The organism is Desulfonatronum zhilinae (genome assembly GCF_900182865.1).
In the GTDB taxonomy this organism is placed as follows: Bacteria; Desulfobacterota; Desulfovibrionia; order Desulfovibrionales; family Desulfonatronaceae; genus Desulfonatronum; species Desulfonatronum lacustre.
This window is the reverse complement of the sequence record NZ_FXUJ01000014.1, coordinates 49,196-74,569: the sequence shown is the minus strand read 5'-3', so window position 1 is coordinate 74,569 and position 25,374 is coordinate 49,196. Positions and strand designations below refer to the sequence as shown.

The 25,374-nt window shown below is 61.3% G+C and carries 21 protein-coding genes; 17 read left to right on the top strand and 4 right to left on the bottom strand.

The window, feature by feature from the left end; all coding sequences use genetic code 11:
- Nucleotides 1–424: 424 nt before the first annotated feature.
- From carB to AC559A_RS11990, 9 genes are all read left to right on the top strand, one after another.
- Entirely contained in the window at nucleotides 425–3,670 is a 3,246-nt protein-coding gene (gene carB / locus AC559A_RS12030) for a carbamoyl-phosphate synthase large subunit (protein WP_498818096.1), read from the top strand.
- 5 nt (nucleotides 3,671–3,675) lie between these two features.
- Entirely contained in the window at nucleotides 3,676–3,945 is a 270-nt protein-coding gene (gene brnA, locus AC559A_RS12025; protein ID WP_498818095.1) for a type II toxin-antitoxin system BrnA family antitoxin, read from the top strand.
- Nucleotides 3,942–5,339, top strand: a complete 1,398-nt coding sequence (purF, locus tag AC559A_RS12020) for an amidophosphoribosyltransferase (protein WP_028571839.1) — start codon at nucleotides 3,942–3,944, stop codon at nucleotides 5,337–5,339. Before brnA ends, purF begins: the two co-directional genes overlap by 4 nt.
- A gap of 16 nt (nucleotides 5,340–5,355) precedes the next feature.
- Nucleotides 5,356–6,393 carry a KpsF/GutQ family sugar-phosphate isomerase gene (locus tag AC559A_RS12015; RefSeq protein ID WP_211239039.1) on the top strand — a complete coding sequence of 346 codons (1,038 nt, stop codon included), beginning with the start codon at nucleotides 5,356–5,358 and terminating at the stop codon, nucleotides 6,391–6,393.
- 213 nt (nucleotides 6,394–6,606) lie between these two features.
- On the top strand, nucleotides 6,607–7,158 hold the full coding sequence (locus tag AC559A_RS12010) for a YkgJ family cysteine cluster protein (RefSeq protein WP_028571841.1): 552 nt from the start codon (nucleotides 6,607–6,609) through the stop codon (nucleotides 7,156–7,158).
- Nucleotides 7,158–9,581 (top strand): penicillin-binding protein 1A, encoded by a 2,424-nt coding sequence (locus AC559A_RS12005; RefSeq protein WP_498818094.1) that lies wholly within the window; start codon nucleotides 7,158–7,160, stop codon nucleotides 9,579–9,581. Before AC559A_RS12010 ends, AC559A_RS12005 begins: the two co-directional genes overlap by 1 nt.
- Nucleotides 9,582–9,658: 77 nt before the next feature.
- Nucleotides 9,659–10,117, top strand: a complete 459-nt coding sequence (locus tag AC559A_RS12000) for a chemotaxis protein CheX (protein ID WP_028571843.1) — start codon at nucleotides 9,659–9,661, stop codon at nucleotides 10,115–10,117.
- Between the two features lie 136 nt (nucleotides 10,118–10,253).
- Nucleotides 10,254–11,423: a D-alanyl-D-alanine carboxypeptidase family protein gene (locus tag AC559A_RS11995; protein ID WP_028571844.1), complete on the top strand. Its 1,170-nt coding sequence runs from the start codon at nucleotides 10,254–10,256 to the stop codon at nucleotides 11,421–11,423.
- 109 nt (nucleotides 11,424–11,532) lie between these two features.
- A complete protein-coding gene (locus AC559A_RS11990; protein ID WP_084031943.1) occupies nucleotides 11,533–14,466 on the top strand; it encodes a [protein-PII] uridylyltransferase family protein in 2,934 nt (977 codons plus the stop codon).
- A 44-nt stretch (nucleotides 14,467–14,510) separates the two neighbouring features.
- On the opposite strand, the gene AC559A_RS11985 is transcribed toward AC559A_RS11990, so the two are convergent.
- Nucleotides 14,511–14,696 carry a hypothetical protein gene (locus tag AC559A_RS11985; protein WP_028571846.1) on the bottom strand — a complete coding sequence of 62 codons (186 nt, stop codon included), beginning with the start codon at nucleotides 14,694–14,696 and terminating at the stop codon, nucleotides 14,511–14,513.
- A 149-nt stretch (nucleotides 14,697–14,845) separates the two neighbouring features.
- Here AC559A_RS11985 and AC559A_RS11980 point away from each other — a divergent pair, with 149 nt between their 5' ends.
- On the top strand, nucleotides 14,846–15,484 hold the full coding sequence (locus AC559A_RS11980) for a Uma2 family endonuclease (RefSeq protein WP_498818093.1): 639 nt from the start codon (nucleotides 14,846–14,848) through the stop codon (nucleotides 15,482–15,484).
- Nucleotides 15,485–15,497: 13 nt separating this feature from the next.
- Here AC559A_RS11980 and AC559A_RS11975 read toward each other — a convergent pair whose 3' ends face one another.
- Both AC559A_RS11975 and dut read right to left on the bottom strand, forming a co-directional pair.
- The gene (locus AC559A_RS11975; RefSeq protein ID WP_498818092.1) at nucleotides 15,498–16,700 is read right to left on the bottom strand and encodes an aspartate aminotransferase family protein; all 1,203 of its coding nucleotides are present in this window, start codon (nucleotides 16,698–16,700) and stop codon (nucleotides 15,498–15,500) included.
- Nucleotides 16,701–16,897: 197 nt separating this feature from the next.
- The gene (dut, locus tag AC559A_RS11970; protein WP_028571848.1) at nucleotides 16,898–17,350 is read right to left on the bottom strand and encodes a dUTP diphosphatase; all 453 of its coding nucleotides are present in this window, start codon (nucleotides 17,348–17,350) and stop codon (nucleotides 16,898–16,900) included.
- Nucleotides 17,351–17,855: 505 nt separating this feature from the next.
- Here dut and glgP point away from each other — a divergent pair.
- From glgP to AC559A_RS11935, 7 genes are all read left to right on the top strand, one after another.
- Entirely contained in the window at nucleotides 17,856–20,420 is a 2,565-nt protein-coding gene (glgP, locus tag AC559A_RS11965; protein WP_028571849.1) for an alpha-glucan family phosphorylase, read from the top strand.
- 176 nt (nucleotides 20,421–20,596) lie between these two features.
- Nucleotides 20,597–21,919, top strand: a complete 1,323-nt coding sequence (locus tag AC559A_RS11960; RefSeq protein WP_498818091.1) for a phenylacetate--CoA ligase family protein — start codon at nucleotides 20,597–20,599, stop codon at nucleotides 21,917–21,919.
- Between the two features lie 5 nt (nucleotides 21,920–21,924).
- A complete protein-coding gene (locus AC559A_RS11955; protein ID WP_498818089.1) occupies nucleotides 21,925–22,437 on the top strand; it encodes a hypothetical protein in 513 nt (170 codons plus the stop codon).
- On the top strand, nucleotides 22,434–22,712 hold the full coding sequence (locus AC559A_RS11950; RefSeq protein ID WP_028571850.1) for a type II toxin-antitoxin system RelE/ParE family toxin: 279 nt from the start codon (nucleotides 22,434–22,436) through the stop codon (nucleotides 22,710–22,712). The genes AC559A_RS11955 and AC559A_RS11950 overlap by 4 nt, the downstream gene beginning before the upstream one ends.
- A 13-nt stretch (nucleotides 22,713–22,725) precedes the next feature.
- Nucleotides 22,726–23,055: a HigA family addiction module antitoxin gene (locus AC559A_RS11945; protein ID WP_498818088.1), complete on the top strand. Its 330-nt coding sequence runs from the start codon at nucleotides 22,726–22,728 to the stop codon at nucleotides 23,053–23,055.
- Between the two features lie 41 nt (nucleotides 23,056–23,096).
- Nucleotides 23,097–24,173, top strand: a complete 1,077-nt coding sequence (locus tag AC559A_RS11940; protein ID WP_498818086.1) for a branched-chain amino acid aminotransferase — start codon at nucleotides 23,097–23,099, stop codon at nucleotides 24,171–24,173.
- Nucleotides 24,174–24,340: 167 nt separating this feature from the next.
- Nucleotides 24,341–24,832: a peptidylprolyl isomerase gene (locus AC559A_RS11935; RefSeq protein WP_498818128.1), complete on the top strand. Its 492-nt coding sequence runs from the start codon at nucleotides 24,341–24,343 to the stop codon at nucleotides 24,830–24,832.
- A 148-nt stretch (nucleotides 24,833–24,980) separates the two neighbouring features.
- On the opposite strand, the gene AC559A_RS11930 is transcribed toward AC559A_RS11935, so the two are convergent.
- Entirely contained in the window at nucleotides 24,981–25,283 is a 303-nt protein-coding gene (locus tag AC559A_RS11930) for a CopG family antitoxin (RefSeq protein ID WP_498818085.1), read from the bottom strand.
- Nucleotides 25,284–25,374: the final 91 nt, after the last annotated feature.

Below are 25,374 nucleotides of genomic sequence, written 5' to 3'. Positions count from 1 at the left end.
CTCCGCGCATGTTTGTCGTGACGGGACGCCGCCAACGACATGAAAAGTCCATGGCCCGATCGTCCGAACTCCGCGCCGTCGTGTCTCGCGAACGCCGCCGCATTTGACGAAGCGTCGTGATAAACTCTTTTTGTTTCAGCCTTATCGACAGGTCACGTGATTTTTTTAACAATCTTAACACGAGGGGCGGCAAAAAGAAATGACATTGAATGTCTTATTTTTCCAAGCCTGAAATGCCGTTGTGTTTGCGTTTACAGGCGCTCTCTTGTAAACGACCGAACGGTTGATCCACGCGCCGCTGTATCGTGACCGGCTCGGCGAACAGTCCAAACCGGACGGCCCAAGGTCACGGCGCGACGCGTTCCCGTTCCAGGTCCATTCATTTCGCCACCACCCCAAGAACCCGTTTTCGAGACATTCCAACATGCCCAAACGAACCGATCTTCGCCGCATTCTGCTCATCGGCTCCGGCCCCATCGTCATTGGTCAGGCCTGCGAATTCGATTATTCCGGGACCCAGGCCCTCAAAGCCCTGAAGGAAGAGGGCTACGAGGTCATTCTGGTCAATTCCAATCCGGCCACGATCATGACCGATCCGGAACTGGCCGATAAAACCTACATCGAACCCATTGATCCGGAAGTGGTGGCCAAGATCATCGCCCGGGAGCGTCCGGACGCCCTGTTGCCCACTCTGGGTGGTCAAACCGGTCTGAACACGGGGCTGGCCCTGGCCGAGTCCGGGGTCCTGGACCAGTACGGCGTGGAACTCATCGGCGCGACGCAGGAGGCTATTCGCAAGGCCGAAAGCCGTGAAGAATTTCGCCAGGCCATGCACAACATCGGTCTGAACGTTCCCAAAAGCCTGATCGCCCGGAACATGGATCAGGTCCGCCAAGCGGCCCGGGAGATCAGCTTTCCGATCATCGTCCGTCCGGCCTTCACCCTGGGCGGCACCGGCGGCGGGGTGGCCTACAACCAGGAAGACCTTGAAGCCCTGGCCGAACAGGGCTTGACCGCCAGCATGAAGACCGAGGTGATGCTGGAAGAGTCCGTCCTGGGTTGGAAGGAATTCGAGCTGGAGGTGATGCGGGACAAGAACGACAACTCCGTGATCATCTGCTCCATCGAAAATCTGGATCCCATGGGCGTGCATACCGGGGACTCCATCACCGTGGCCCCGGCCCAGACCCTGACCGACGCCGAATACCAGCGGATGCGCAACGCCTCCCTGGCCATCATGCGCGAGATCGGCGTGGAGACCGGCGGGTCCAACGTCCAGTTCGCGGTCAATCCGCAAAACGGCGACCTGGTGGTCATTGAGATGAACCCCCGGGTGTCCCGCTCTTCGGCCCTGGCCTCCAAGGCCACCGGCTTCCCCATCGCCAAGATCGCGGCCAAGCTGGCCGTGGGCTACACCCTGGACGAACTGCCCAACGACATCACCCGGGAAACCATGGCCTCCTTCGAGCCGGCCATCGACTACTGCGTGATCAAGATCCCCCGGTTCACCTTCGAAAAATTTCTCGGCTCCCAGGACTATCTGACCACATCCATGAAGAGCGTGGGCGAGACCATGGCCATTGGTCGGACTTTCAAGGAAGCCCTGCAAAAAGGCATGCGTTCCCTGGAGGTCGGGGTCACGGGGCTCAGCTCGGATCTTTCCCAGTCCGTCCCGGACCATGAAACCATTCTCAGCGGGCTGCGCCTGCCCCACTCCAAGCGGCTGTTCGTTCTGCGTCAGGCTCTGGTAGCCGGACTCGGCGAAGCCGAAATCGTGGAGGCCACGGGCATTGATCCCTGGTTCATCCGCCAGATCGCGGAGATCGTCGTCTTTGAGAACGAGCTGAAGCAGTTCGCCCTGGCCGAGAACCTCTCCGCCGCCAACCCGAACATGGCGGACATCCTGCGCCGAGCCAAGGAGATGGGCTTTTCCGACGCCCAGCTGGCCGCGGTCTGGAAGCGGGCCGAGACGGACATCCGCAAACTGCGCCAGGAGTTGAGCATCCTGCCCACCTACAAGCTGGTGGACACCTGCGCCGCGGAGTTTGAGGCCTACACGCCCTATTACTATTCCACCTACGAGCAGGAAAGCGAGACCCGGGCCGGCGCCCAAGGCAGCAACGGGCGCAAGGTGGTTATTCTGGGCGGCGGTCCGAACCGCATCGGCCAGGGCATCGAATTCGACTACTGCTGCGTCCACGCCTCCTATGCCCTGCGGGAAATGGGCGTGGAATCGATCATGGTCAATTCCAACCCCGAAACCGTGAGCACGGACTACGACACCTCGGACCGGCTCTATTTCGAGCCCCTGACCTTCGAGGACGTGCTGAACATCGTGGAGACGGAACAGCCCGAGGGCGTGATCGTCCAGTTCGGCGGCCAGACGCCGCTGAACCTGGCCGTGCCCCTGATGCGCGCCGGCGTGCCCATCCTGGGCACCAGCCCGGACAGCATCGACCGGGCCGAGGACCGGGAACGCTTTCAGGCCCTGCTTCAGAAGCTGAATCTGCGCCAACCGGCCAACGGCACGGCCATGACCCCGGACGAGGCCATCGTCATTGCCGGACGCATCGGCTACCCGGTGGTGGTCCGGCCTTCCTACGTCCTCGGCGGACGGGCCATGGAGATCGTCTTTGACGAGGCGCAGTTGCGCTCCTACTTCACCCAGGCGGCCCAGGTCTGCCCCGGCCACCCCATTCTCATCGACAAATTCCTGCAACACGCCATTGAAGTAGACGTGGACGCCCTCAGCGACGGCCGGGATACGCTGGTGGCCGGGATCATGGAGCATATCGAGGAAGCCGGAATCCACTCCGGCGACTCGGCCTGCGTCCTGCCTCCGCACACCCTGCCCGAGGCAATCATCGCCGAGATCCGTCGCCAGACCGAGGCCCTGGCCCGTGAACTGGGCGTGATCGGACTGATGAACATCCAGTTCGCGGTCCAGGACGGGACGATCTACATTCTGGAGGTCAACCCCCGGGCCTCGCGCACCGCGCCCTTCGTGAGCAAGGCCACCGGCCTGCCCCTGGCCAAACTGGCCACCCGGATCATGCTCGGGCAAAAACTGAAGGATCTGGGCATCCCGGCCCAGGTTCCGCTGAAGTACATCTCGGTCAAGGAATCCGTGTTTCCGTTCCGCCGCTTTCCCGGCGTGGACGTGCTCCTGGGCCCGGAAATGCGCTCCACCGGGGAGGTCATGGGCATTGACGAGAGCTTCGGCCTGGCCTTCATGAAGAGCCAACTCGCCGCGGGCCAACGCCTGCCCGAATCCGGCACGGTGTTCATCTCCGTGAACGACGCGGACAAGCAGGAGGTGCTTCCCGTGGCCAAGATATTCCAGGAACTGGGCTTCCGCATTCTGGCCACCAAGGGCACCGCCGGCCTGCTCCAGCAACACGGCCTCAGCGCGGAGCACGTCTTCAAGGTCCACGAGGGCCGTCCCCACGTGGTGGACCATATCAAAAACAAGGCCATCGACCTGGTGATCAACACCTCCTCCGGGAAGAAAACCGTGCACGACTCCTCCTCCATCCGGCAAACCACCCTGCTCTACGGCATCCCCTACACCACCACCCTGGCCGGAGCCAAAGCCATGGCCCAGGCCCTCCAGGAACTCAAAGGCCGGGGCATGGAAGTGAAGAGTTTGCAGGAGTATCATCGTGGGTGAATCTCATGAGCGAGAACACTATGCTGAAAGCCGATGAATTTGATCGACGTTTCGATGATGGAGAAGATATTTCCGATTTTCTCGACTTCTCTCAAGCATCAAGGCCAGGCTTGGAAAAACAGACCGTTTCCTTTTCCTTTCCGAGTTGGATGATTGCATCAATGGCTGATCAAGCAAAAATCCTCGGGGTCTCCACGGAAGCCATGGTGACCATGTGGATTTCCGAAAAATTGCCGAAAACACACCGACACACTTTTCAGGAACACGCTCAATGAAACGAGAATACTGCGGACTCGTCGGCATTTCCGGGCATCCGGAGGCGGCCAGAATGGCCTATTTCGGACTGTACGCCCTGCAGCATCGCGGCCAGGAAAGCGCCGGCATCGTAACCTGGGATGGGACCAAGATTCGCGAGCAGCGGGGCATGGGCCTGGTGGCCGACGTGTTCAACGAGCGCCATCTGGGCAAGGAACTCAAGGGCTCCACCGCGGTGGGGCACATCCGCTACTCCACCACCGGGGCCTCCCTGCTGCGCAACGCCCAGCCCTTCATGGTCCGCTTCGGGGAATACCGTCTGGCCATCGGTCACAACGGGAACCTGGTCAACGCCCAGACCCTGCGTCAGGAATTGGAAGAGCAAGGATCGATCTTCCAGACCACCATGGACAGCGAAGTCATCGTTCACCTGATCGCCCGCAACCTGAACGGCAAAAGCCTGGAAGAAGCCATCGCCCTGGCTTGCTCTCGGATTCAGGGGGCCTATTCGCTGGTCATCCTGGCCAACAACAAGCTCATCGCCCTGCGCGACCCCCTGGGTTTCCGCCCCTTGTCCCTGGGCCGGATGGGCGACGCCTACGTGGTGGCCTCGGAAACCTGCGCCTTTGACCTGCTGGAGGCGGAATACCTGCGCTGCATCGAGCCCGGGGAAATGGTGATCATTGAGGATCGCTGTCTCAGCTCACGGCGCTTCGCCGAGGTCGCGCCCTCCAAGTCCTGCATCTTCGAGTTGGTCTATTTCGCGCGGCCGGACTCGTTTGTCTTCGGTCGGGAGGTCTACGCGGCCCGCAAGAGAATGGGCGAGCTTCTCGCCCAGGAAGCCCCCGTGGACGCGGACTTCATCATGCCGTTCCCGGACTCCGGGATGTACGCCGCCGTGGGCTACGCCCAAGCCTCGGGCATGCCCTTCGAACTGGCCATGATCCGCAACCACTACATCGGCCGGACCTTCATCCAGCCCTCCCAGGACATGCGGGACTTCGGCGTGCGCGTCAAACTCAACCCGGTCCGCTCGCTGATCAAGAACAAGCGCCTGGTGATCATCGAAGACTCCATCGTTCGCGGCACCACCATCCGGACCAGGGTCAAAAAGTTGCGCGAGCTGGGAGCCCGGGAGATCCACATGCGGGTCAGCTGTCCGCCAATCCGGCACCCCTGCTATTTCGGCATCGACTTTTCCTCCAAGGGAGAACTGATCGCCTCCAACCATCCGGTCCCGGACATCGCCCGCTACATCGGCCTGGACAGCCTGCACTACCTGAGCATCGACGGCCTGCTGACCTCGGCCGGCAAGGACATGGGCTATTGTCTGGCCTGCTTCGACGGACGCTATCCGTTGGACGTGGATCCCGCCTGCTCCAAGATGTGCCTGGAAGACAAGTGTTGCGGATAACCTCCGGAGGACGGCGATGACCCAGGTTCCGCCCCAGGCTGCACATCAAGCCCTGTCTCCCCCACCATCCCAGGCACCGGCCCGCGACTGGCTGGCCCTGAGTCGGGAAGTCCTGGACGTGGAGATTGCCGGCCTGGTCGCCGTACGCGACGACCTGGGCCGGGGCTTTCTGGACGCCCTGGAAACCCTGGCCGAATGCTCCGGACGGGTCGTGGTCATCGGCCTGGGCAAGTCCGGCCTCGTGGGCCGCAAGATCGCGGCCACCCTGAGCAGCACCGGCACTCCGGCCTTTTTTCTGCATCCTGTGGAAGGGGCCCACGGCGACCTGGGCATGATCCGTCCCGAAGACGTGGCCCTGGCCATCTCCAACAGCGGCGAAACCGACGAGTTGAACGCCATTCTGCCCACCCTGCGCTCCCTGGGAGTGCGCGTCGTGGCCCTGACCCGCAACGAGCACTCCTCCCTGGCCGGGTTGAGCGATATCGTGATCAAGGTCGCCGTGCCCAAGGAGGCCTGCCCACTGGGACTGGCCCCCACGGCCAGCACCACCGCGGCCCTGGCCGTGGGCGACGCCCTGGCCGTCTGCCTGATTCACTGGAAGCGCTTCGACGCCTGCGCCTTTCGGCGCTGCCACCCGGGCGGCACCCTGGGGCAGCGGTTGCGGCTGCTGATCCAGGACGTCATGCATCGGAAAAATCTTCCAGTGGTCCGCTCCGGAGTCGCCCTGGCCCAGACCCTGACCGCGCTGAACTCCGGCGGCCTGGGCACGGTGGCCGTGGTGGACGACCAAGGCCGTCTCACGGGCATTCTCACGGATGGCGACGTCCGGCGGCTGGTCTGCCAGGAGCGGCTTGACCCGGCGATCGCGGTGGACGCGGTGATGACCAAATCCCCGCGCAGCGTCTCTCCGGACCAGACCGCCGCCCTGGCCCTGGACGTCATGGAATCCGCCGCCATTACGGTTCTGCCCGTGGTGGACGCCGCGGGCCGACTCCAGGGCATGGTCCATCTGCACGACCTGCTGGGCAAGGGAGGCGTCAAATTTGCCGGGTGAGCCCATACGTGCGTCTGCTCAAAAAGATTCGTAACTACTCAGCACAGAGTAAATTCTGTTGCCGGGGTCGGAATCGGAATCGGGATCGGGATCGAAAACGCTGGGATGCGTTCTCAATTCTTCCTGTTTCGATTCCGACTCCGATACCGATACCGACCCCGATTGCCGGAACAAGAGAGGTCGCAAAACGTGCTGAGCAAATACAAAGATTCAATGAATACCCAGTCTGAACCAGTCGACATTTGCGGCCGATGCGCCGAGAAGTTTCCGACCTGTTGCCGGATCATTCCCGGGATGGAGGCCTCGTGCATCCCCATCAGCCCGGAAGAACGCTTGCGGCTGGAGCCCCACGCTTTGGAGCCCGGTGTTCCAGCATGCGTCGAGGAGCCCAATTCCGAAAGTTTTTTACGGGCCGTGCATAAGCTGTTTCCAGGCCGTCGCGAAGAAATCCAAAAGCTCTATCCATCCCGGAACACCCACTATCGTTTGTCGGTAACCACTGACGGAAGCTGTATTTTTCTCGACCAAAACGGCTGCGTTCTGCCCGTGACGGACCGTCCCTATTATTGCCGACTCTATCCATTCTGGTTTATTCATTCCAAGCTGTTCACGTTGACCTCGCCGGAATGCCTGGCCGTGAACACCTGTTCGTCAACTTCGGGGCTTCTCGCCCTGTTCAAGACCGATCCATCCGCCCTGCGTTCCTTGCACGACTCCTTGCTGACCGCCTGGGGGCTCTTCGCGGATGAACCGAGACCAAGATAATGCGTAAACTGTTGATCATTGGCCTTATACTGGTGGTTTTTCTGGTCCTGGCCGGGGCCGGAGGCCTCCTTGGACTGTATGTTTGGGCCGCGCGGGACCTGCCCAGCTTCAAGAAAATCACGGACTACAACCCGTCATTGGTTACCACGGTGCTGGCCCAGGACGGCGAAGTCTTGGGCTACTTCTACAACGAGCGTCGTTTTCTGGTGGAATCCTCCGACTTGCCCCCCCACGTCGTCCAGAGCTTCCTGGCCGCCGAGGACAGCAATTTCTATCAACATGAGGGCATCGACATCTCAGGGATCATGCGCTCTTTGATCCGCAATATCCAGGCTCGGGGCATCGTTCAGGGCGGCAGCACCATCACCCAGCAGGTGATCAAGTCCTTGCTGCTCACTCCGGAACGCAGCTATGAGCGCAAGCTCAAGGAAGCCATTCTGGCCTACCGGCTGGAGCGCTACCTGACCAAGGACGAAATCCTGACCATCTATCTGAACCAGATATTCTTCGGCGCCGGGGCCTACGGCATCGAAGCCGCGGCCAGGACCTACTTCAACAAACACGCCCATGAGCTGGATTTGGCCGAGGTGGCCCTGCTGGCCGGTCTGCCCAAGGCGCCTTCCTTGAACAATCCGTTGCGCAACGCCGCCGGGGCCAGATCCAGGCAAGTCTATGTGTTGGATCGTCTGCTGGCCCTGGGATGGATTTCCCCGGCAGAGTATTCGGCGGCCCTGGAACAACAGTTGGTCTTCGACAGCGGAAGCGACCCCTCCTGGCAACGCGGGGCCTGGTACCTGGAAGAAGTTCGCCGGGATTTGATCGCCAAGTACGGAGAGGAAAAGGTCTACACCGGTGGACTGAAAGTCCGGACCGCGGTGAACCTGCGCCACCAGATCGCGGCGGAACAGGCCATGCGCTCCGAATTGATCGCCCTGGGCAAGCGCCAAGGCTGGCGCGGCCCCATCGAACGGCTGACCGGCGCGGCGGCGGATGTTTTTTTACAGAACCAGCATGTGGACATGGACGCCGTGCTGAGCGGCGACTGGATTCGGGCCCTGGTCACGGACGTGCGTGCCGACGGCGCATATGTCCGCTTCGGTCCGTATCATGGATGGCTGGACGTCGCGGCCATGGGCTGGGCGCGAACTCCAAACCCGGCCCGAGCTCCGGAAGATGTTCCGCCGATCCGGGACGCTCAACGCGTTCTGGAGGTCGGCGACGTTGTCTGGGCCTCGTTGCTTCCCATGGAGAACGAGAGCCTGGACGAACTGGCCCTGGACTTGGAAGCGGAGAACGGCGAGCAGGCCGATGATATCGCCCAGGCCTTGCTGGGCAGGAAGTGGGAACTCGCCCTGGAGCAGGAACCCACCGTGGAGGGCGCTCTGGCCTCCATCGATCCGCTGACCGGCGATGTCCTGGCCCTGGTCGGAGGCTACAGCTTTCAGCGCAGCCACTTCAACCGAGCCACCCAGGCCGTTCGCCAACCCGGTTCCACGTTCAAGCCCATCGTTTATTCCGCGGCCCTGGATCACGGCTACACGGCGGCATCCATCGTGATGGACGCGCCCATCGTCTTTACGGACGCCGCGACCAGCGACACATGGAAACCGGAAAATTTCGAGGGCCGATTTTACGGCCCGACCCTCCTCCGGACCGCCCTGGTCAAATCCAGAAACCTGGTCACCATCCGGGTGGCCCAGTCCGTGGGCATCACCAACATTATCGCACGAGCTCGGGAACTCGGCCTCCAAGGCGACTTCACCCCCGACCTCTCCGTCAGCCTCGGTTCCATCCCGGTCAATCTGGTCAATATGTGCCAAGCGTTCTCCGCATTTGCCCGGGACGGCTCCACGGTCGAACCCCGAACCATTCTCTCCGTGCATACGGCTTGGGGTGAAGTGCTGTTGGAAAACGAAGTCCACGCCACTCCGGCCATATCCCCCCAGAACGCATACATCATTACCAACATGCTGGAGGAGGCTGTGCGCGACGGGACAGGGCGCCGGGCCCGCGCCCTGGGACGCCCGGTGGCCGGAAAGACCGGCACCACCAACAACCACCACGACGCTTGGTTCATCGGCTACACCCCGTATCTGCTGACCGGGGTGTATATCGGTTTTGACCAACTCGCCCCTCTGGGCCGCCTGGAGACAGGTTCGCGGGCCGCGCTTCCGGCTTGGCTGGCATACCGCCAGGAGGTGGAAAACATGTATCCCACGCAAAACTTCACCCCTCCCCCCGGGCTGGTCATGGCCCGGGTCGACGCCGGCAGTGGTCTGTTGGCCGGACCGGCCTGGGAGGGAGAAACTTATCTGCTGCCCTTTGTTTCCGGAACCCAGCCCCAGCAGGTGGCCAGCTCACGAAAGAACGGCGACGCGGGGCGACCGAGTTCGGAAGAAGACCTGTTGCGGCAAATATTTTAGCCAATATATCACATTGCCAACACTTTTTTTTGTGGCTTGTTGCCGGCCCGGCACCAATCCATCCAGGAGCACCATCCATGAGCATAGAAATCGCCAAGTCCTTCATCAAGGCGACAACGGAAGTTCTGTCCACCATGGCCATGATCACCCCCGTGGCGGGCAAGCCGTACGTCAAGAAGGACAGCATGGCCAAAGGCGATGTTACCGGCGTGATCGGCCTGACCGGGGACAAGAGCGGGACCATCTCCGTGACCTTCACGCAAAAATGCGCCTTGGCGGTGGTCAAGAACATGCTGGGCGACGCCATTGAAGACGTCATCACGGACACAAAGGACGCCGTGGGGGAAATCACGAACATGATTTCCGGGAAGTCCCGACAACTTCTGGCCGAAACCGGTCTGACCATCCAATCGGCCACGCCCACGGTGATCATGGGCAAAGGCCACACCATCCATCACATCTCCTCCGAGCCGATCATGGCCATCCCGTTCACCACGGATCATGGCGAGTTCACGGTTGAATTTTGTTTTCAATGATGCGAACCTCCCATGCCGACGGAGCGGAATAGACCTCCCGTGCTCCCCGCCCCAAGGACATCCAAGCATATTGCGGATGCCTCAACCTCAGGCTCCGCATCATCTGACTGAAAACATTTTTCCAGGATGGCGTATCATGCGACTACTCCGTATTTCTTTTCTTTTTTTCCTTTTCCTGCTTTTGGCCGCGTCGGTCCACGCCCGCCTGGACATCAACCCGCCCTCCGAGCTGACGGCCCGCAACTATTTTCTCATGGACGCCCGCAGCGGCGCGACCCTGGCGGACAAAGACGCGGATCAGCGCGTGGAACCGGCCAGCCTGACCAAAATCATGACCGCCTACCTGGTCTTCCGCGAACTGCAAGCCGGCAAGTTGACCCTGGACGAGAACGTACCGGTCAGCGAACAGGCTTGGCGCACCGGAATGACCGGAGCGTCCCGGATGTACATCGACGTGGGCAGCCACGTCTCCGTGGAGGACCTGATCCGGGGGATGATCGTCCAGTCCGGCAACGACGCCTGCGTGGCCCTGGCCGAACGGATCGCCGGAACCGAAGCGGCCTTCGTGGACCTGATGAATGCCCAGGCCCTGGCCCTGGGCATGAACGACACCCAATTCCAGAACAGCCACGGCCTGCCCAGCGAACAGACGCAGTACACCTCCGCCCGAGACATCGTCACCCTGGCCAGAGAGCTGATCATCAACTTCCCGGAATATTACGGTTACTACTCGGAACGCAGCTTCACCTACAACAACATCACCCAGCACAACCGCAACCTGCTTCTCGGCCGGGACCCCTCGGTGGACGGCGTGAAAACCGGCTGGACCTCGGCGGCCGGATACAATCTGGTGACCTCGGCCCAACGCGACGACATGCGATTGGTGGCCGTGGTCATGGGCATCGAAGCTTCCAGTTCCCGTGAAGGCGGACTGGCCCGGGCGGACCAATCCCAGGCCCTGCTGAATTGGGGGTTTCGGCAATTTGAAACCGCGACCATTCAACAACCCGGAGACATTCTCGTTGAACCTCGGCTGTGGTTTGGAGCGGAGACCCGCCTGCCCGTGGGCGTTGAAACGACGTTTTACGCCTCCATACCCAGAGGCAGCCGGGAAAATCTTCGCCAGGAGATGGCTCTTCAGGAACTGATTGAAGCTCCGGTGGAGGTCGGTCAGCCCGTGGGAGAGTTGCGTGTTTATCTCCAAGACGACCTGATCGCCGAGCATCCTCTGGTTGCCTTACGCACCGTGAGCAAGGGCGGCATCTTCCGCTATCTTCTGGACACGATTCTGCGTTGGTTTCAGTAAAGGCTCCGTTTTTTTGGAGCAGAGAGTCGAAGCCTTTTAGCCGAACATCCCCACCCGTCCCCGCCGCTCAGCGGTTGCCATTCACTTTTTCCGCGGCGGTACGCATTCCATGTCGCCTTCCCCCGACTCTTCCTCCATTCATTCTTCCGATTCCCCTCCACTCGATGCAGCGCCGCGACAAAGCGCGGTCGCTCGGTTACGCGGCGAGCGCGACGATCTTTTGCGGGCCACGTTGGCCGAAGGGCTGGTCCCAACTGATTTTCCGGTGTGCTTGTCCCGGCTTACGGACCGCTACTTCCAGACCAGGGTTTCGGAAATCCTGACGCAATCCACCGAGGATACAAGCCGGATTTTCGCTGACTCTTTCGTCGTTCTGGGCGTTGGTGGATATGGTCGGGAATCTCTGTGCCCCTATTCCGATCTGGACGTGCTGGTGCTGTTCCAGGATAGCGTGCCTGAAACGGCCGGGCCTTTTTGTCGAGAGCTCTTTCTCCCGCTCTGGGATCTGGGGCTGGATCTGGGGCACGGGGTTCGCGGCCTCCAGGAATGTCTCACCCTGGCCCAGGAAGACCATAAGACCTTCACCGCCCTGCTTTCAACGCGGTTTCTGGCCGGAAGCCGTCCCGTGATGCATCGGTTCGCCGAGGCCTTTATCGAACTGGCCGCGCACCACGACCTCGCACTCCTGGCTGATACAGCCATCGCGACCGATAGTCTTGGTGGTCGGGACAGGCATGGAGCGCATGGTTCCAATCCGGCGGAGTCCGCGCAGGAAGTTCCAGGGGAAGTCTCGGGGGAACTCTCAGAGGCACTCTCGGGCGGAGCTCGAAAACGAAACGCGGATTTCTTTTTCGACCTTGCGACGGAAAATCTCCTGGAACCCAATATCAAGACCAGCCCCGGCGGCCTTCGGGACTACCACGGCCTGCTTTGGCTGGCGATCCCGCGCTTGGCCCCGGGCAAGAACCAAATAACCACTCAACCGGCGGGGCCATTCTCTGAAGCGGACGTTCTCCAACTGGAACGGGACGTGACATTTCTGCTCCAAACCCGCACGGCCCTGCACCTAACGGTCGGCCGCAAGGCGGACGTGCTGCATCTGGAACTGCAACCCCGTGTCGCCCGTCTCCTGGGGTTCGAAGCAAACAACGCCGGGTTGGCCGTGGAGTTGTTTCTGAGCAAACTACACAAGGCCATGGAGCGCATCCGGGCCATGTACCTGGCAGTCCTGCGGACCATCCGCGGACTGGACCGTCCCCGGTCCGTTGTCCCCTGGCCGGAAAGAGAAAGCAAACAGGGCATCGTCCTGGCCGCGGACGGGTTGACCTTTGCCCAGATATTCCCTCCTCGGCACCTCCCGCCTGGAAAACAGGTCATGGCCCTGTTCACCGCTATGGGGCAAAACGGCCTGCCCCTTTCCTGGACGGTTCGTGAGGCGGTGGCTTCCGCCTGCACCACTCTGCTTCAGGACGTGGGAGAACGCTTCGAAACCCTCCAGGAACTGACGGCCATTCTGATGGCTCCCGGCGGTGTTCAGGCCGGACGCGACCTGCTCGCCTCCGGCGTACTGGGCGCCCTGATCCCGGAATTGGGCCGGGTCCAGGACCGAATCCAGTTCGACGCCTACCATCTGCGCCCTTTGGGGGCGCATACCATGGAAACTCTGGGTTGGCTGAACAGGTGGAACAAGAGGGGCGTGGAGGAGCAAACTGCCCGAAATGGGGAACGAAGGTCGGTGTTGGCGGGAGACATCCTGCAACGCCTGCCGGACGCCACGTCCTTGGTCCTGGGGGCGTTGCTGCACGACATCGGCAAAGGCGCTCCCGACCATGCCGCGGCCGGGGCGGAACTGGCCGCGAGGATACTGGGGCGCTTCCGGGTTCCGGAGCCGATCGTCCGGGAAACCATTTTCCTGGTCCGTGAACACCTGCTGCTGTTCAAGACCGCCACCCGCAAGGATCTGCACGACGAACAGGTGGTGGCCGCCTGCGCCGAGCGCGTCGGCGACGAAGCGCGGCTGGATCGCCTGTTCCTGCTCAGCATGGCCGACGCCCGGGCCACCGGCCCCAAGGCCTGGAACGAGTGGACCGCGTCCCTGCTTCAGGATCTCTACTTCAAAATCCGCAAGCTCTTCGCCCATGGCCCGCTGTCCGAACCCCAAGCCGTGAAGCGGGTCGAAAGGGTTCGAGAAGAGGTCAGGCACCTTTTCTTGGGACGCGACGTCCCCAAAAAACTGGATGACAAACTGGATGACAAGCTTGATGCCGACCTGGATGAACTCCTGCGAAAAATCCCCTTACGCTACCTGCTGACCACCCCGCCCGGCACCATCCGCGGCCACATCCACCTCGTCGCCCGCCTGGGTCGGGAGGTGGCCGAGGAAAGAAGACGCATTCCCGGCGGCCGCGGCGGCCTGGGGCTCGCAACCGTTGAAGCGGCGGACCTTCCGGAAATGGGCTGCCATGAAGTAACCTTCGCCGTCATGGGCCAGCCCGGCATCTTTCCGGTGCTCTGCGGCTCACTGGCCCTGCACGAGGTGAACGTCCTGGCCGCGGAAGTGGTCACCTGGCCCGACGGCGTGGTGCTCACCGTGTTCAAGATTCAGGACCCGCCGGACCCTTTGCACCTGGAAGAATTGGCCTTTCGCCTCAAACAGGCGGTCAAGTACGCCATGACCGGCAAACTTTTTCTGGACTACCGTCTGGAAGAAAAACGCCGTTCCCGGTTGAACGCCAAAGTCGTCCCCCACCCATTGCCGCCAACGGTCCACATCGACAACGAGACCAACGACTTTTCCACCCAGATTGAGATCATCGCCGACGACCGCCCCGGCTGCCTCTACCAGATCGCCGATTCCCTCGAACGTCTCCAGGTCCGGGTCCATCGCGCCAAAATCGCCACCCAGGCCGACCGCATCGCCGACACCTTCGACGTCCGGGACCACCTGGGCCAAAAAATCACCGACCCCGCCCACCTCCGCGAAATCCAAAACGCTCTGCTTTTCGCACTCCGAAGCAGTTCCTCTCCGACCCAAATTGGGTAAAATCGGCCAGTAGTGGAGAACAGAGCGATATCCTTCCCGTCGCGCTACACCGCCTCGTCGACGATCTGCCCCGCGGCCTGCTCCGGGGCCCTGGAGGCAGCAGCCAATTCCTCTTGGCGGCGAATATCCTGCTGTTGAAGCCGTTCCTGCTCCGCGATTTCCCTGCTCCGCTCGCGCTCCGCTTCAATTTTGGCCGCGGCCACCTGGGCCTGTGCCGAGGAAACGTCCATGGGCAACCTCCTTGTTCGGTTAAAGAAAAATGATCCAGCCGACCTCGATCGAGATCGGTCAAACCTTGTCTTGCTGACGGCGTTGCTCTACGATCAAGCCGTTCCCCCTACCCCGCAATGATCTGAAATCCTTCCAGACGGAGGCAACCATGGGCAGAGCGCAACCCGTCGAGACCATCAGCGTTCAGGAGTACCTGGCCGGTGAGTTGGAAAGCGACGTCCGCCACGAGTATATCGACGGCGCGGTCTACGCCATGGTCGGCGCCAGCGACCGGCACGGCCTGATCGCCCTGAATATCGCCACGGCCCTGCGGCCTCATGTCCGGGGCACTCCCTGCCAATTGTTCATGTCAGACATGAAAGTCCGCATCCAGCTTCAAGGCAAAACCATCTTCTACTACCCGGACCTCATCCTATCCTGCGACAAAAACGACCGACACACTTACTTCCGAACCAGCCCGTGCCTGATCGTCGAGGTCCTTTCCGCCTCTACACGCCGGGTGGATCAGCAGGAGAAGCTGTCCACCTACATCACCATCCCCAGCCTGCGGGAATACGTGCTCGTTGATCAGGATTGCAAACTGGTTCAGGTGCATCGCCAGTCCGGGAACTGGGTCGGCCAGAGCATGACCTTGGGATCGGTCCTGTTTGAGTGTCTGGCCGTGGAACTGCCGCTGGAATTGATCTACGAAGACGTCCCGCTTCCGGGCCCAGGCGTTGACGTCCTTCGGGAGCAAGATGCTTTGGGGTACGGCGAAGAGGCTGAAGCCCCCCTGGCCCACCCATGACGCCCCCGTCCGATCAAGTCGTTTTTTCCAAGATTTCAGCCAGGGCTTGACTGAACCGTCGTAAATCCGCCTCCGTAACGACCAACGGCGGAAGAAGCCGAAGCACCCGGTCCTGGGTCAGGTTCAGGACAAAGCCCGCTTCCAGAAGCCCACGCCAGACGTCCTGGCCGGGAAAAGACAGTTCGATGCCCAGCATCAGGCCGCGACCGCGCACGTCGGTGATCTTGCCCGGATGGGCCGCCTGAACCTCGCGGAACAGTCCCTGAGCCAGCTCGCCAAGGCTCGCGGCCCTGCCGGGCAGGTCGTCCCGGAGCAGGATGTCGACCACCTTGGCGGCCACCATGGACACCACCGGCCCGCCGCCGAAGGTGGTGGCGTGGCTGCCCGGCTCGAACCCCAGGGCCGCCTCGTCGGTGCAGAGCATCGCCCCCATGGGCAGGCCGTTGGCCAGGGCCTTGGAGGTGGTCAGAACATCCGGACGAAGCCCGGCATGCTGATGGGCCCAGAATCTTCCGCTGCGTCCCATCCCGGTCTGCACCTCGTCCACCATCAGCAACACGCCCCGCTCCCGGCACAGTTCCTGAACAGCGGCCAGGTAGTCGTCGGTCAAGGGCCGCACCCCGCCTTCCCCCTGGATGATCTCCAGGAGCACGGCGGCGGTTTTCCCGGACACGGCCCGCTCCAGGGCGGAAAAATCCCCGAACGGAACGGTCAGAAACCCCTCCGGCAACGGCGCGAAGCCGTCCTTGACCTTGTCCTGTCCCGTGGCCGTCAGCGTGGCCAGGGTCCGGCCATGGAACGACCCGGCCAGGGAGATCACCTCGTAGGCCTCGCGGCCCTTGACCTTGCGCATGTACCGACGAGCCAGTTTGATGGCCGCCTCGTTGGCCTCGGCTCCGGAATTGCAGAAAAAGGCCTTGTCCAGGGAGCAGGTGGCCAGCAACTTCTCAGCCAGGATCAACTGCTCCTCCTGATAGAACAAATTACTGACATGGATCAGCCGCTCGGCCTGGTCCCGCATCGCGGCCAGCAGTTCCGGGTGGGAATGCCCGAGGTTGCACACGGCGATTCCGGCCAGCAGGTCCAGATACTCCCGTCCGTCCGGATCGACGAGGGTACATCCCGAGGCTGAAGCCACGGCCAAAGGATAGCGACCGTAGGTCCGACACAATACGCGCTGTTCGCGCTCCTGAAGCAATTCAAGGGAAGATGTCATAGGCATAATTCGTCAGTTACACGTTGCATGTTGGTGAATTCCACTCCACTTTCCAAACGACATGAGCAATCAGACTTGGCATTGGAGCCGGAATCGAAATCGGTATCGAAATCGAAATCGAAAATAGCCCCGTCATTGAATGGCGATGATGCCGATCTCGATTTCGATCGCGATTTCGAGTACGCCCCTGGCTCTATTCACCCTGTATGCCCAAACCCCCCGGCCCCGCGCCGGGTGGCGGTCAGCTCGTCCCGGACCGTGAATTCGGCCGGGAAAAAGGGCTGAAAGATCAACTGGGCGATGCGCTGGCCGCGGGTGATGGTCCTTTCCTCCCCGGAGGTGTTCAGCAAGGAGACGATGATCTCCCCGCGATAGTCGGGATCGATCACGCCCACGCCCTGGCTGACCACCAAGCCCTGCTTCGTGCCCAGCCCGCTGCGGGAGTAGACGAACCCGGCGATTCCCGGTCGGCGGATGTCGATGGCCAGACCGCTGGGTACCGCCGTGCGTTCTCCCGGAAGCAAGACCCGCTGTTCTTCGGTAAAACAGGCCATCAGATCCAGTCCGCAAGACCCCGGCGTCGCGCCCCGCAGATCGGACTGGGACCACAGCGGGCTGAGAAGGCGTACATCGACTGGAATGGAATGCATGGAAAAAATCCTCGGTTTTTGAAATGTATTTTTCCGGCGTGCCGCCGCGTTTTTTTCAATAGCCCTTGCGCCCAGCCCTCGCAAGTAGGGCGACGTGATGTGCGGAGTAATTTTATTCTTGACTTACCCCCTGTGAAATCAAGATGATACAGACCCAGCGTTTACAGGACGATTTATCGCGGTCGAGATCGAAATCGAGATCGAGATCGAAATCGAGCGTCATATCCATAAAGATGGCGGCTTATCGAGGTGATACACAGCTATTTTCCGATTTCGATTTCGATTTCGATCGCGATTTGGATTTTTGATGAGAACAAAAGAACATATTTCCCCTCCTCGACGACATTCTCAACCATTGAATTTTCGGACGTTCCCTGGCACAACTCCAAAGCAAGCCCGGATATTGCCCTGACCATTTCACCGCACCCTCGGCAACGGCCCGCGGGAACGGGCCTTCCGGGAAACTCCCGGCCCTCGCCAAACGTGTTCGATTCAGGAGAACCCCATGAAACCGCTCCGCACCTATAGCGTCATTCCCAAGCTCCCCGCCAAGCTGCACGCCTTGTGGGACTTGGCCTACAACGTCTGGTTCGATTGGAACCACGAGGTGACCGGGCTCTTTTCCCAGATCGACCCCAAGTTATGGGCCAGAAGCTACGGGAACCCCATCGCCTTTCTCAACCATCTGCCCCAGGCCACCTTGGAATCCCTGGCCAAGGACGACTTTTTCCTGGAGCGCCTGCGTGCGGTCAAACACAGCCAGGACATCTACATGGAGCGCAAGAGCACCGCGCTGCCTTTTGCCTACAAGGAAAACCAGCCTTTGGTGGCCTACTTCAGCCTGGAATACGGACTGAGCCTCTGCCTGCCCATCTATTCCGGGGGCCTGGGCATCCTGGCCGGAGATCACCTCAAGTCCGCCAGCGATCTGAACATCCCCCTGGTGGGCGTGGGCCTGGCTTATCAGCAGGGCTACTTCCGGCAGTACCTGACCGCGGACGGTTGGCAGAACGAACGCTACCCGGACTACGACTTCTCCCAGATGCCCATGGAGCTCGTCCGCGACACGGATCAGAAACCGATCACCGTCAGCGTGGATCTGGCCGGTCAGCCGCTGTCCGCCCAGATATGGAAGGTCCGGGTGGGCCGGATCCAGCTTTATCTGTTGGACTCCAACATCGCCGAGAACCCGCCCCACTTCCGGCAAATCACCTCCCGGCTCTACGGCGGAGATCTGGAAATGCGCATCTGGCAGGAAATCCTGCTGGGCATCGGCGGGATCAAGGCCCTGAACATCCTGGGCCTGACGCCCCGGGTGATCCACATGAACGAGGGCCACTCCGCCTTTGCCGGCCTGGAGCGCATCCGGGTGTTCATGGCCGAGTACGGGCTGTCCTTTGAGGCGGCCATGGAACTGACCGCCTCCACCAGCGTGTTCACCACCCACACCCCGGTCCCGGCCGGCAACGACCGCTTCCCCGCAGAGCTGATGCAGCGCTATTTCGACGGCTACGCCCGCAGCCTGGGGCTGGCCTTCAAGGTGCTTTTGGCCCTGGGCCGGGAAGATCCGCGCAACGACGGGGAATGGTTCTGTATGACCGTCCTGGCTCTGCGCCTGTCCCGGTTCAACAACGGTGTCAGCGAGCTGCACGGCCATGTTTCCCGGCGGATGTGGCAAAAGGTCTGGCCCCAGTACCCGGTGGAGGACATCCCCATCGGCACGGTGACCAACGGCGTGCATATCGCCTCCTGGGTGGCCCGGGACATCGCCATGCTCTTCGAGCGCTACCTGGGCGGCAACTGGAAGGAGGATCCGGACTGCACCCGGGTCTGGCAGCAGGCCGAGACCATCCCGGATGGGGAGTTGTGGCGGGCCCATGAACGGCTGCGGGAGCGGGTCGTGGACTACGCCCGCTTTCGTCTGCGCGAGCAATTGGTCCATCGCGGGGCCCGGCGCAAGGAACTGCAGGAAGCCGACGAAGTGCTGGACCCGCAAGTTCTGACCATCGGCTTTGCCCGGCGTTTTGCCACCTACAAGCGGGCCACCCTGCTCCTGGCGGACCAAGAGCGCTTTCTGCGCCTGCTCACGAACCCCGACCGACCGGTACAGTTCATTTTTGCCGGAAAGTCCCACCCCCACGACAACGAGGGCAAAAAGTTCATGCAGCAGCTTGTCCAATTCTGCCAGCAGCCCGAGGTGCGCAAGCGGGTGGTCTTTCTGGAGGACTACGACATGGAGGTGGCCGAGTACATGGTCCAAGGCTGCGACGTCTGGCTGAACACTCCCCGCCGCCCCCTGGAAGCCTGCGGCACCAGCGGAATGAAGGCCATTGCCAACGGTGTACTCCAGGTCAGCACCCTGGACGGCTGGTGGGTGGAGGCGCACCGCATGGACAGCGCCGTGGGCTGGGCCATCGGCCAGGGCGAGGAGTATGAAGACTCGGCCTACCAGGATTTCGTGGAAAGCCAGATCCTCTACACCCTCCTGGAAAAGGAGGTCATCCCCACCTTCTATGAGCGCGGCCAGACCAACCTGCCCCGGGAGTGGATCCGTCGGATGAAAAAATGCCTCCAACTCTTCACCCCGGTCTTCACCTCCCACCGGATGGTCGCGGATTACGTGAAGAACGCCTACCAGCCGGCCTACAAGAACTCCGTCAGCTTGATGGAGGAGAACTTCGCCCCGGCCAAGCAACTGGCCTCCTGGCGGATGGAAATCATGACCAAGTGGAACGCCCTGCGGATTACCAACGTCCAGGCCAGTGCTCCCGACGTCCTGCACGTGACCCAGCCCATGGACGTCCAGGCCGACGTCTACCTCGACGGCCTGACTCCGGAGGACGTCCGGATGGAAATCTACGCCGGTCCGGTCACCGCCGACGGCTCCTTCGCCCAGCGCGGCACGGCCCGCATGGACCTGACCGGGCCTCTCAAGGACGGCTGGTACCGCTACTCCGGCCAGTTCATCCCCGAGGTCCCCGGACGCTTCGGCTTCACCGTGCGCATGCTCCCCAACCACAAACTCCTCCTGGACCCGCACTCCCTGGGATTGATTCATTGGGCGCAGTGAGGGGGGGGGGATCAGAAGTCAGGATTCAGTAGTCAGAAGTCAGAAGTCAGAAGTCAGGATCGAAATCGAAATCGAAATCGTAATCGAGCAAAACAAATCCGTCACTGAATGACGGCGATTGCGATCTCGATTTCGATTTCGACGAAACCATTCAAACCCTTCAACCATCACCCCAAATGCCCTTCATCCCCCAAACATCGCCCGAACAACTGATCGACATCCAGACCGCCGGGCTGCGCTGGACCGTGGAACACGCCTACGCGGGCAGCCCGTTTTACCGTGAGCGCATGGACCAGGCCGGAGTGCGGCCCGAGGACGTCCGGACTCTGGACGATCTGCACCGCCTGCCCTTTTGCGACGCCGGGGATTTGCAGACCGGCTACCCGTACCCCCTGCGCAGCGTGCCCTTCGAGGACATCGTCCGCATCCACGCCTCCTCCGGCACCACGGGCAAGCGCAAGGTGCTCTGCTACACCCAGCGGGACATTGACGACTGGCGGAATATGTTCGCCCGCTGCTACGAGCTGGCCGGGCTGACCCCGGCGGACCGGGTCCAGATCGCCGTGGGCTACGGACTGTGGACCGCGGGGGCCGGGTTTCAGCTCGGGTGCGAGCGGTTCGGGGCCATGGCCGTGCCCCTGGGGCCGGCCAATTCGGACATGCACTGCGAAATGATGGTGGACATGGAAACCACGGTCTTCTGCGCCACGGCCTCCATGGCCCTGCTCATGGCCGAGGAGCTGCACCGCCGGGGCCTGATCGACCTGGTCAAGGTCTCCAAGATCATCCTCGGCGCGGAACGCCACGGCGACTCCATGCGCGAGCGGATCAAGGAGCTGCTCGGCGTGGAGCACATCTTCGACATCTACGGCCTGACCGAACTCTATGGTCCGGGCACGGGGCTGGACTGCGCGTTGCACCGCGGCATCCACTACTGGGCCGACTATTTCATCCTGGAAATCCTGGACCCGGTCACCCTGGAGCCGGTCCCACCCGGTGAACCCGGCGAAATGGTCGTCACCACCCTGCGCAAACAGGCCGCCCCGCTGATCCGCTACCGTACCCACGACTTGAGCCGCCTGATCCCCGGCGAGTGTCCCTGCGGCGTGAAATTCCCGCTGCATGACCGGGTCCTGGGCCGTACGGATGACATGTTCATCTACCGGGCCGTGAACATCTACCCGGGTCAGATCGACGACGTCCTCAGCCGCATTCCCGGCCTGGGCAGCGAATACCAGATCCACCTGCTCCACCGGGACGACGGCCGGGACGTCATGACCCTGAAGGTGGAACGCGGGCCCAACGTAGACGCCTCCGCGGACAAGGACCTGGCCGAGGCCGTGGCCGGAGAGATCCGACGCAAAATCATGGTCCGCTCCCAGGTCGAAATCCTGGATTACGCGGCCTTGCCCCGTACCGAGCGCAAGAGCAAACGGGTCTTCGACCATCGGGAAAGCATGTCCAGCTTTTTGGACCAGGCCAAGGCCAAGACCGGGTGAACGTGATGAGCGCAGCTTCCCAAGCCCCTTCAGAGCGCCCCCTCTACCGCCATACCCAACGCGGCACCCTGATGATCGCCTCTTTCATGCTGGCCGGGGCCTTTGTCCTGCATCAATTGATCCAGGGCGGAGCGTCCTGGCTCTGGGCGCTGCTGGCCGTGGCCGTGGCCATCGGCTTCACCTTTTCCAGCCTGACCGTGACCATCACCTCCTCCGTGCTGACCGCCGCCTTCACGCCTGGCTGGCCGCGCAAGGTTGAGCGCCTGGAAAACATTGCCCAGGCCCACGTGGTCCGCAACCCGTGGTACTACGGCTGGGGCATCCGCCTCACGCCCCACGGAACGCTCTACAACGTCTCCGGCCTGGACGCCGTGGAAATCCGCACCAAACAAGGCAAAACCTTCCGCATCGGCACGGACGAACCTGAAGCGCTGGTTCAAGCGATACAGAGGGCAACCGGGCGCTCTGTCGGCATGGAGTCGAAGCCGGGAGCATATCCTTCTCCGCAAGTGAAATGATCACCAGCTTTTCGCATAAAGGTCTTGCCGAGTTGTTTGCAAAGGGGTTCACGAAAAAGATCAATCCGGAACTCCATGCTCGGATACTTCGACGCCTGGAAGTGCTGGATCAAGCCGAGACATTGCGAGACCTTCACTTGCCGGGCTTCTTCTGTCATCCTCTTCAAGGAGAACCACCAAAGCGTTACAGCATATCCGTGAATGGTCCATGGCGCATCACGTTTGAATGGCAAGACGGAAATGTTCTCCGCGCCGACCTTGAGCAGTACCACTGAAGGAGTTTATAGCATGTCTGAATATTTCGTTAATCGCCCACTCCACCGCGCTCCGATCCACCCTGGAGAAATTTTGCGTGAAGACGTTTTGGAGCAGTTGGGAATTTCGACGCATGAAGCGGCGGAACGACTCGGCGTTTCCCATCAGCATCTGCGCCAAATACTTGACTGCTCTCACCCCATCACGGCCGAAATGGCTTTGCGAATCGGCAAGTTCGCTGGGAATGGGCCGGGGATTTGGCTTAGATTACAACTGAATTATGATATTTGGATGGCGGAACAGCGCCTTTCCGATGAGCTGTCTCGTATCGAAACAGCCTCCGTGCCTTGTTACACCGCTTGACCCCACAACCTTCAACCCCACTGTATTGGGAGGAATAATCAATGGATATCCGCATCGAACCGGCCCCGGAGGCCCAACGTCGCGGCAAGCCGACGGACGAGAGCAAGCTGGTCTTCGGCAATACCTTCAGCGACCACATGTTCCGGCTGAACTACCGTGAGCCCCAGGGCTGGGTGGACGCGCGGGTCGCGCCGTACCAGAACATCACCCTTGATCCGGCGGCCATGGTCCTGCATTACGGCCAGGGCATCTTCGAGGGCATGAAGGCCTATCGCTGTCGCGACGGACGGATTCACCTGTTCCGGCCTTTCCAGAATTTCGAGCGCATGAACCGCTCGGCCACCCGGCTGTGCATGCCCACCATCGACGTGAACGACCAGCTCGCGGCCCTAGAGACACTGCTGCGCGTGGACCACGGCTGGATTCCCCACAGCATGGGCTCGTCCCTGTACATCCGCCCGACCATGATCGCCTCGGAACCGCACATCGGGGTCCGACCGGCCAAGGAATACATCTACTACATCATCACCGGGCCGGTGGGCGCCTACTATGCCGAAGGCTTCAGCCCCGTGAGCATCTACGTGTCCGACGAGTTCGTACGAGCCGTGCGCGGCGGCGTGGGCGAGGCCAAGACCATGGGCAACTACGCGGCCAGCCTCTTCGCCGCGGAAGTGGCCAAAAAGAAAGGCTTCACCCAGGTGCTCTGGCTGGACGGCATCGAACGGAAGTACATCGAGGAAGTGGGGACCATGAACATCTTTTTCCGGATCGGAGACACCCTGGTCACCCCGCCTCTCACCGGTTCAATCCTCCCGGGCATTACCCGGGATTCGGTCCTGACCCTGGCCAAAAAATGGGGAATGGACGTCCAGGAACGGCTGATCGACATCCAGGAGTGCGTGGACGCCATCCAAAGCGGAACCATGACCGAAATCTTCGGTTCCGGCACCGCCGCGGTCATTTCCCCGGTGGGCTCCATTTCCTACAAGGACAAAAAATACACGGTCCGGGACGGCGGCGTGGGCGATCTCGCCCGGCGGCTGCATGACGAGATCGTGGGCATCCAGTACGGCGAGAAGGAAGATGTGTTCGGCTGGGTGCATGAAGTGAAAATCTGACCGAGGCCATAGCCATGACGCGAAACACCCCAAAGCCCGGCACACGGGCGACGCGAATTCTGTCTGCCCTGATCCTGGCCCTGGTTCTGGCCATAATCCCCTTGGCGGCATCCGCCCAGGACGCCGCCTCACCCGCCCCCGAGGGGGCTCAACCGTTGGAGAAGACGATGACCAAAGTCGTGATGACCACCAGCCATGGAGCGATCACCATTGAGCTGGACGCTGAAAAAGCGCCGATAACCGTGGAAAATTTTCTGCGTTACGTGGATGATGGCTTTTTCCAAAACACCATTTTTCACCGCGTGATCCCCGGCTTCATGATCCAGGGCGGCGGCATGACCGAGGACATGACGCCCAAAAGCGGCCATCCGCCTATCAAGAACGAGGCGGACAACGGCCTGAAAAACCTGCGCGGCACCCTGGCCATGGCCCGCACCGCGGACATCAACAGCGCCACCAGCCAGTTCTTCATCAACCTCAAGGACAACGCCTTCCTGGACCATGGTGGCCGGGACTTCGGCTACGCCGTATTCGGCAAAGTGGTGGAGGGAATGGACGTGGTGGACGCCATTGCCGGGGTGAAGACCGGCAACAAGAGCATGCACCAGGACGTTCCGGTGGAAGCGGTGCTGATCACGGACGCGGTCCGCGCCGAGTAGTAACCGCAGGGGAATCCGCCGGACGCTCTCCGGCGAGCTCGCCCCACAAAAAAGGTCGCTCACTGAAACCGTCATTCAGCCAAGCATGGCTGGTCGGTATCAGTGAGCGACCTTTTTTTGTCAGTCTGCGGTTGCTTGAGGGCGCACATCAGCGCGGTCGCTGGGCTGACTTGAGTGCGGAGATGTCCTTGAGTCCGCCGGAAACAAACTTGTGCAGAACACTGGACACCAGGGACTGGTATGGAAGCCCCTCCTCCAGCGCCCGACGCTGAAGTGCTTCCAAATCCCGGCTGGAAATTCGGACATGAATGCGCTTGTCTTTCTTGAACGTTTCTTCTGCTACCCTCGCAAGATACTCCCTCCGGTCGGCATTCAGGTCCGATTCAAACTCTCCTGACTCATAAGCCTCCAGCAACTCTCGCTCTTCCGGGTCTAATCTCGTCTTGGTCATACTCCCCTCTTCAAAAATATCTTGGTGGTCTTGCGACTGGGAATAATACGATCGCCACAGCCTTTTTTTTGTCATATATTTCCATAACGGA

Bases quoted from the DNA above. Each gene is read 5' to 3' on its own strand.
- carB (WP_498818096.1), top strand. From the start codon at position 425: ATGCCCAAACGAACCGATCTTCGCCGCATTCTGCTCATCGGCTCCGGC.
- brnA (WP_498818095.1), top strand. From the start codon at position 3,676: ATGAGCGAGAACACTATGCTGAAAGCCGATGAATTTGATCGACGTTTC.
- purF (WP_028571839.1), top strand. From the start codon at position 3,942: ATGAAACGAGAATACTGCGGACTCGTCGGCATTTCCGGGCATCCGGAG.
- AC559A_RS12015 (WP_211239039.1), top strand. From the start codon at position 5,356: ATGACCCAGGTTCCGCCCCAGGCTGCACATCAAGCCCTGTCTCCCCCA.
- AC559A_RS12010 (WP_028571841.1), top strand. From the start codon at position 6,607: ATGAATACCCAGTCTGAACCAGTCGACATTTGCGGCCGATGCGCCGAG.
- AC559A_RS12005 (WP_498818094.1), top strand. From the start codon at position 7,158: ATGCGTAAACTGTTGATCATTGGCCTTATACTGGTGGTTTTTCTGGTC.
- AC559A_RS12000 (WP_028571843.1), top strand. From the start codon at position 9,659: ATGAGCATAGAAATCGCCAAGTCCTTCATCAAGGCGACAACGGAAGTT.
- AC559A_RS11995 (WP_028571844.1), top strand. From the start codon at position 10,254: ATGCGACTACTCCGTATTTCTTTTCTTTTTTTCCTTTTCCTGCTTTTG.
- AC559A_RS11990 (WP_084031943.1), top strand. From the start codon at position 11,533: ATGTCGCCTTCCCCCGACTCTTCCTCCATTCATTCTTCCGATTCCCCT.
- AC559A_RS11985 (WP_028571846.1), bottom strand. From the start codon at position 14,696: ATGGACGTTTCCTCGGCACAGGCCCAGGTGGCCGCGGCCAAAATTGAA.
- AC559A_RS11980 (WP_498818093.1), top strand. From the start codon at position 14,846: ATGGGCAGAGCGCAACCCGTCGAGACCATCAGCGTTCAGGAGTACCTG.
- AC559A_RS11975 (WP_498818092.1), bottom strand. From the start codon at position 16,700: ATGACATCTTCCCTTGAATTGCTTCAGGAGCGCGAACAGCGCGTATTG.
- dut (WP_028571848.1), bottom strand. From the start codon at position 17,350: ATGCATTCCATTCCAGTCGATGTACGCCTTCTCAGCCCGCTGTGGTCC.
- glgP (WP_028571849.1), top strand. From the start codon at position 17,856: ATGAAACCGCTCCGCACCTATAGCGTCATTCCCAAGCTCCCCGCCAAG.
- AC559A_RS11960 (WP_498818091.1), top strand. From the start codon at position 20,597: ATGCCCTTCATCCCCCAAACATCGCCCGAACAACTGATCGACATCCAG.
- AC559A_RS11955 (WP_498818089.1), top strand. From the start codon at position 21,925: ATGAGCGCAGCTTCCCAAGCCCCTTCAGAGCGCCCCCTCTACCGCCAT.
- AC559A_RS11950 (WP_028571850.1), top strand. From the start codon at position 22,434: ATGATCACCAGCTTTTCGCATAAAGGTCTTGCCGAGTTGTTTGCAAAG.
- AC559A_RS11945 (WP_498818088.1), top strand. From the start codon at position 22,726: ATGTCTGAATATTTCGTTAATCGCCCACTCCACCGCGCTCCGATCCAC.
- AC559A_RS11940 (WP_498818086.1), top strand. From the start codon at position 23,097: ATGGATATCCGCATCGAACCGGCCCCGGAGGCCCAACGTCGCGGCAAG.
- AC559A_RS11935 (WP_498818128.1), top strand. From the start codon at position 24,341: ATGACCAAAGTCGTGATGACCACCAGCCATGGAGCGATCACCATTGAG.
- AC559A_RS11930 (WP_498818085.1), bottom strand. From the start codon at position 25,283: ATGACCAAGACGAGATTAGACCCGGAAGAGCGAGAGTTGCTGGAGGCT.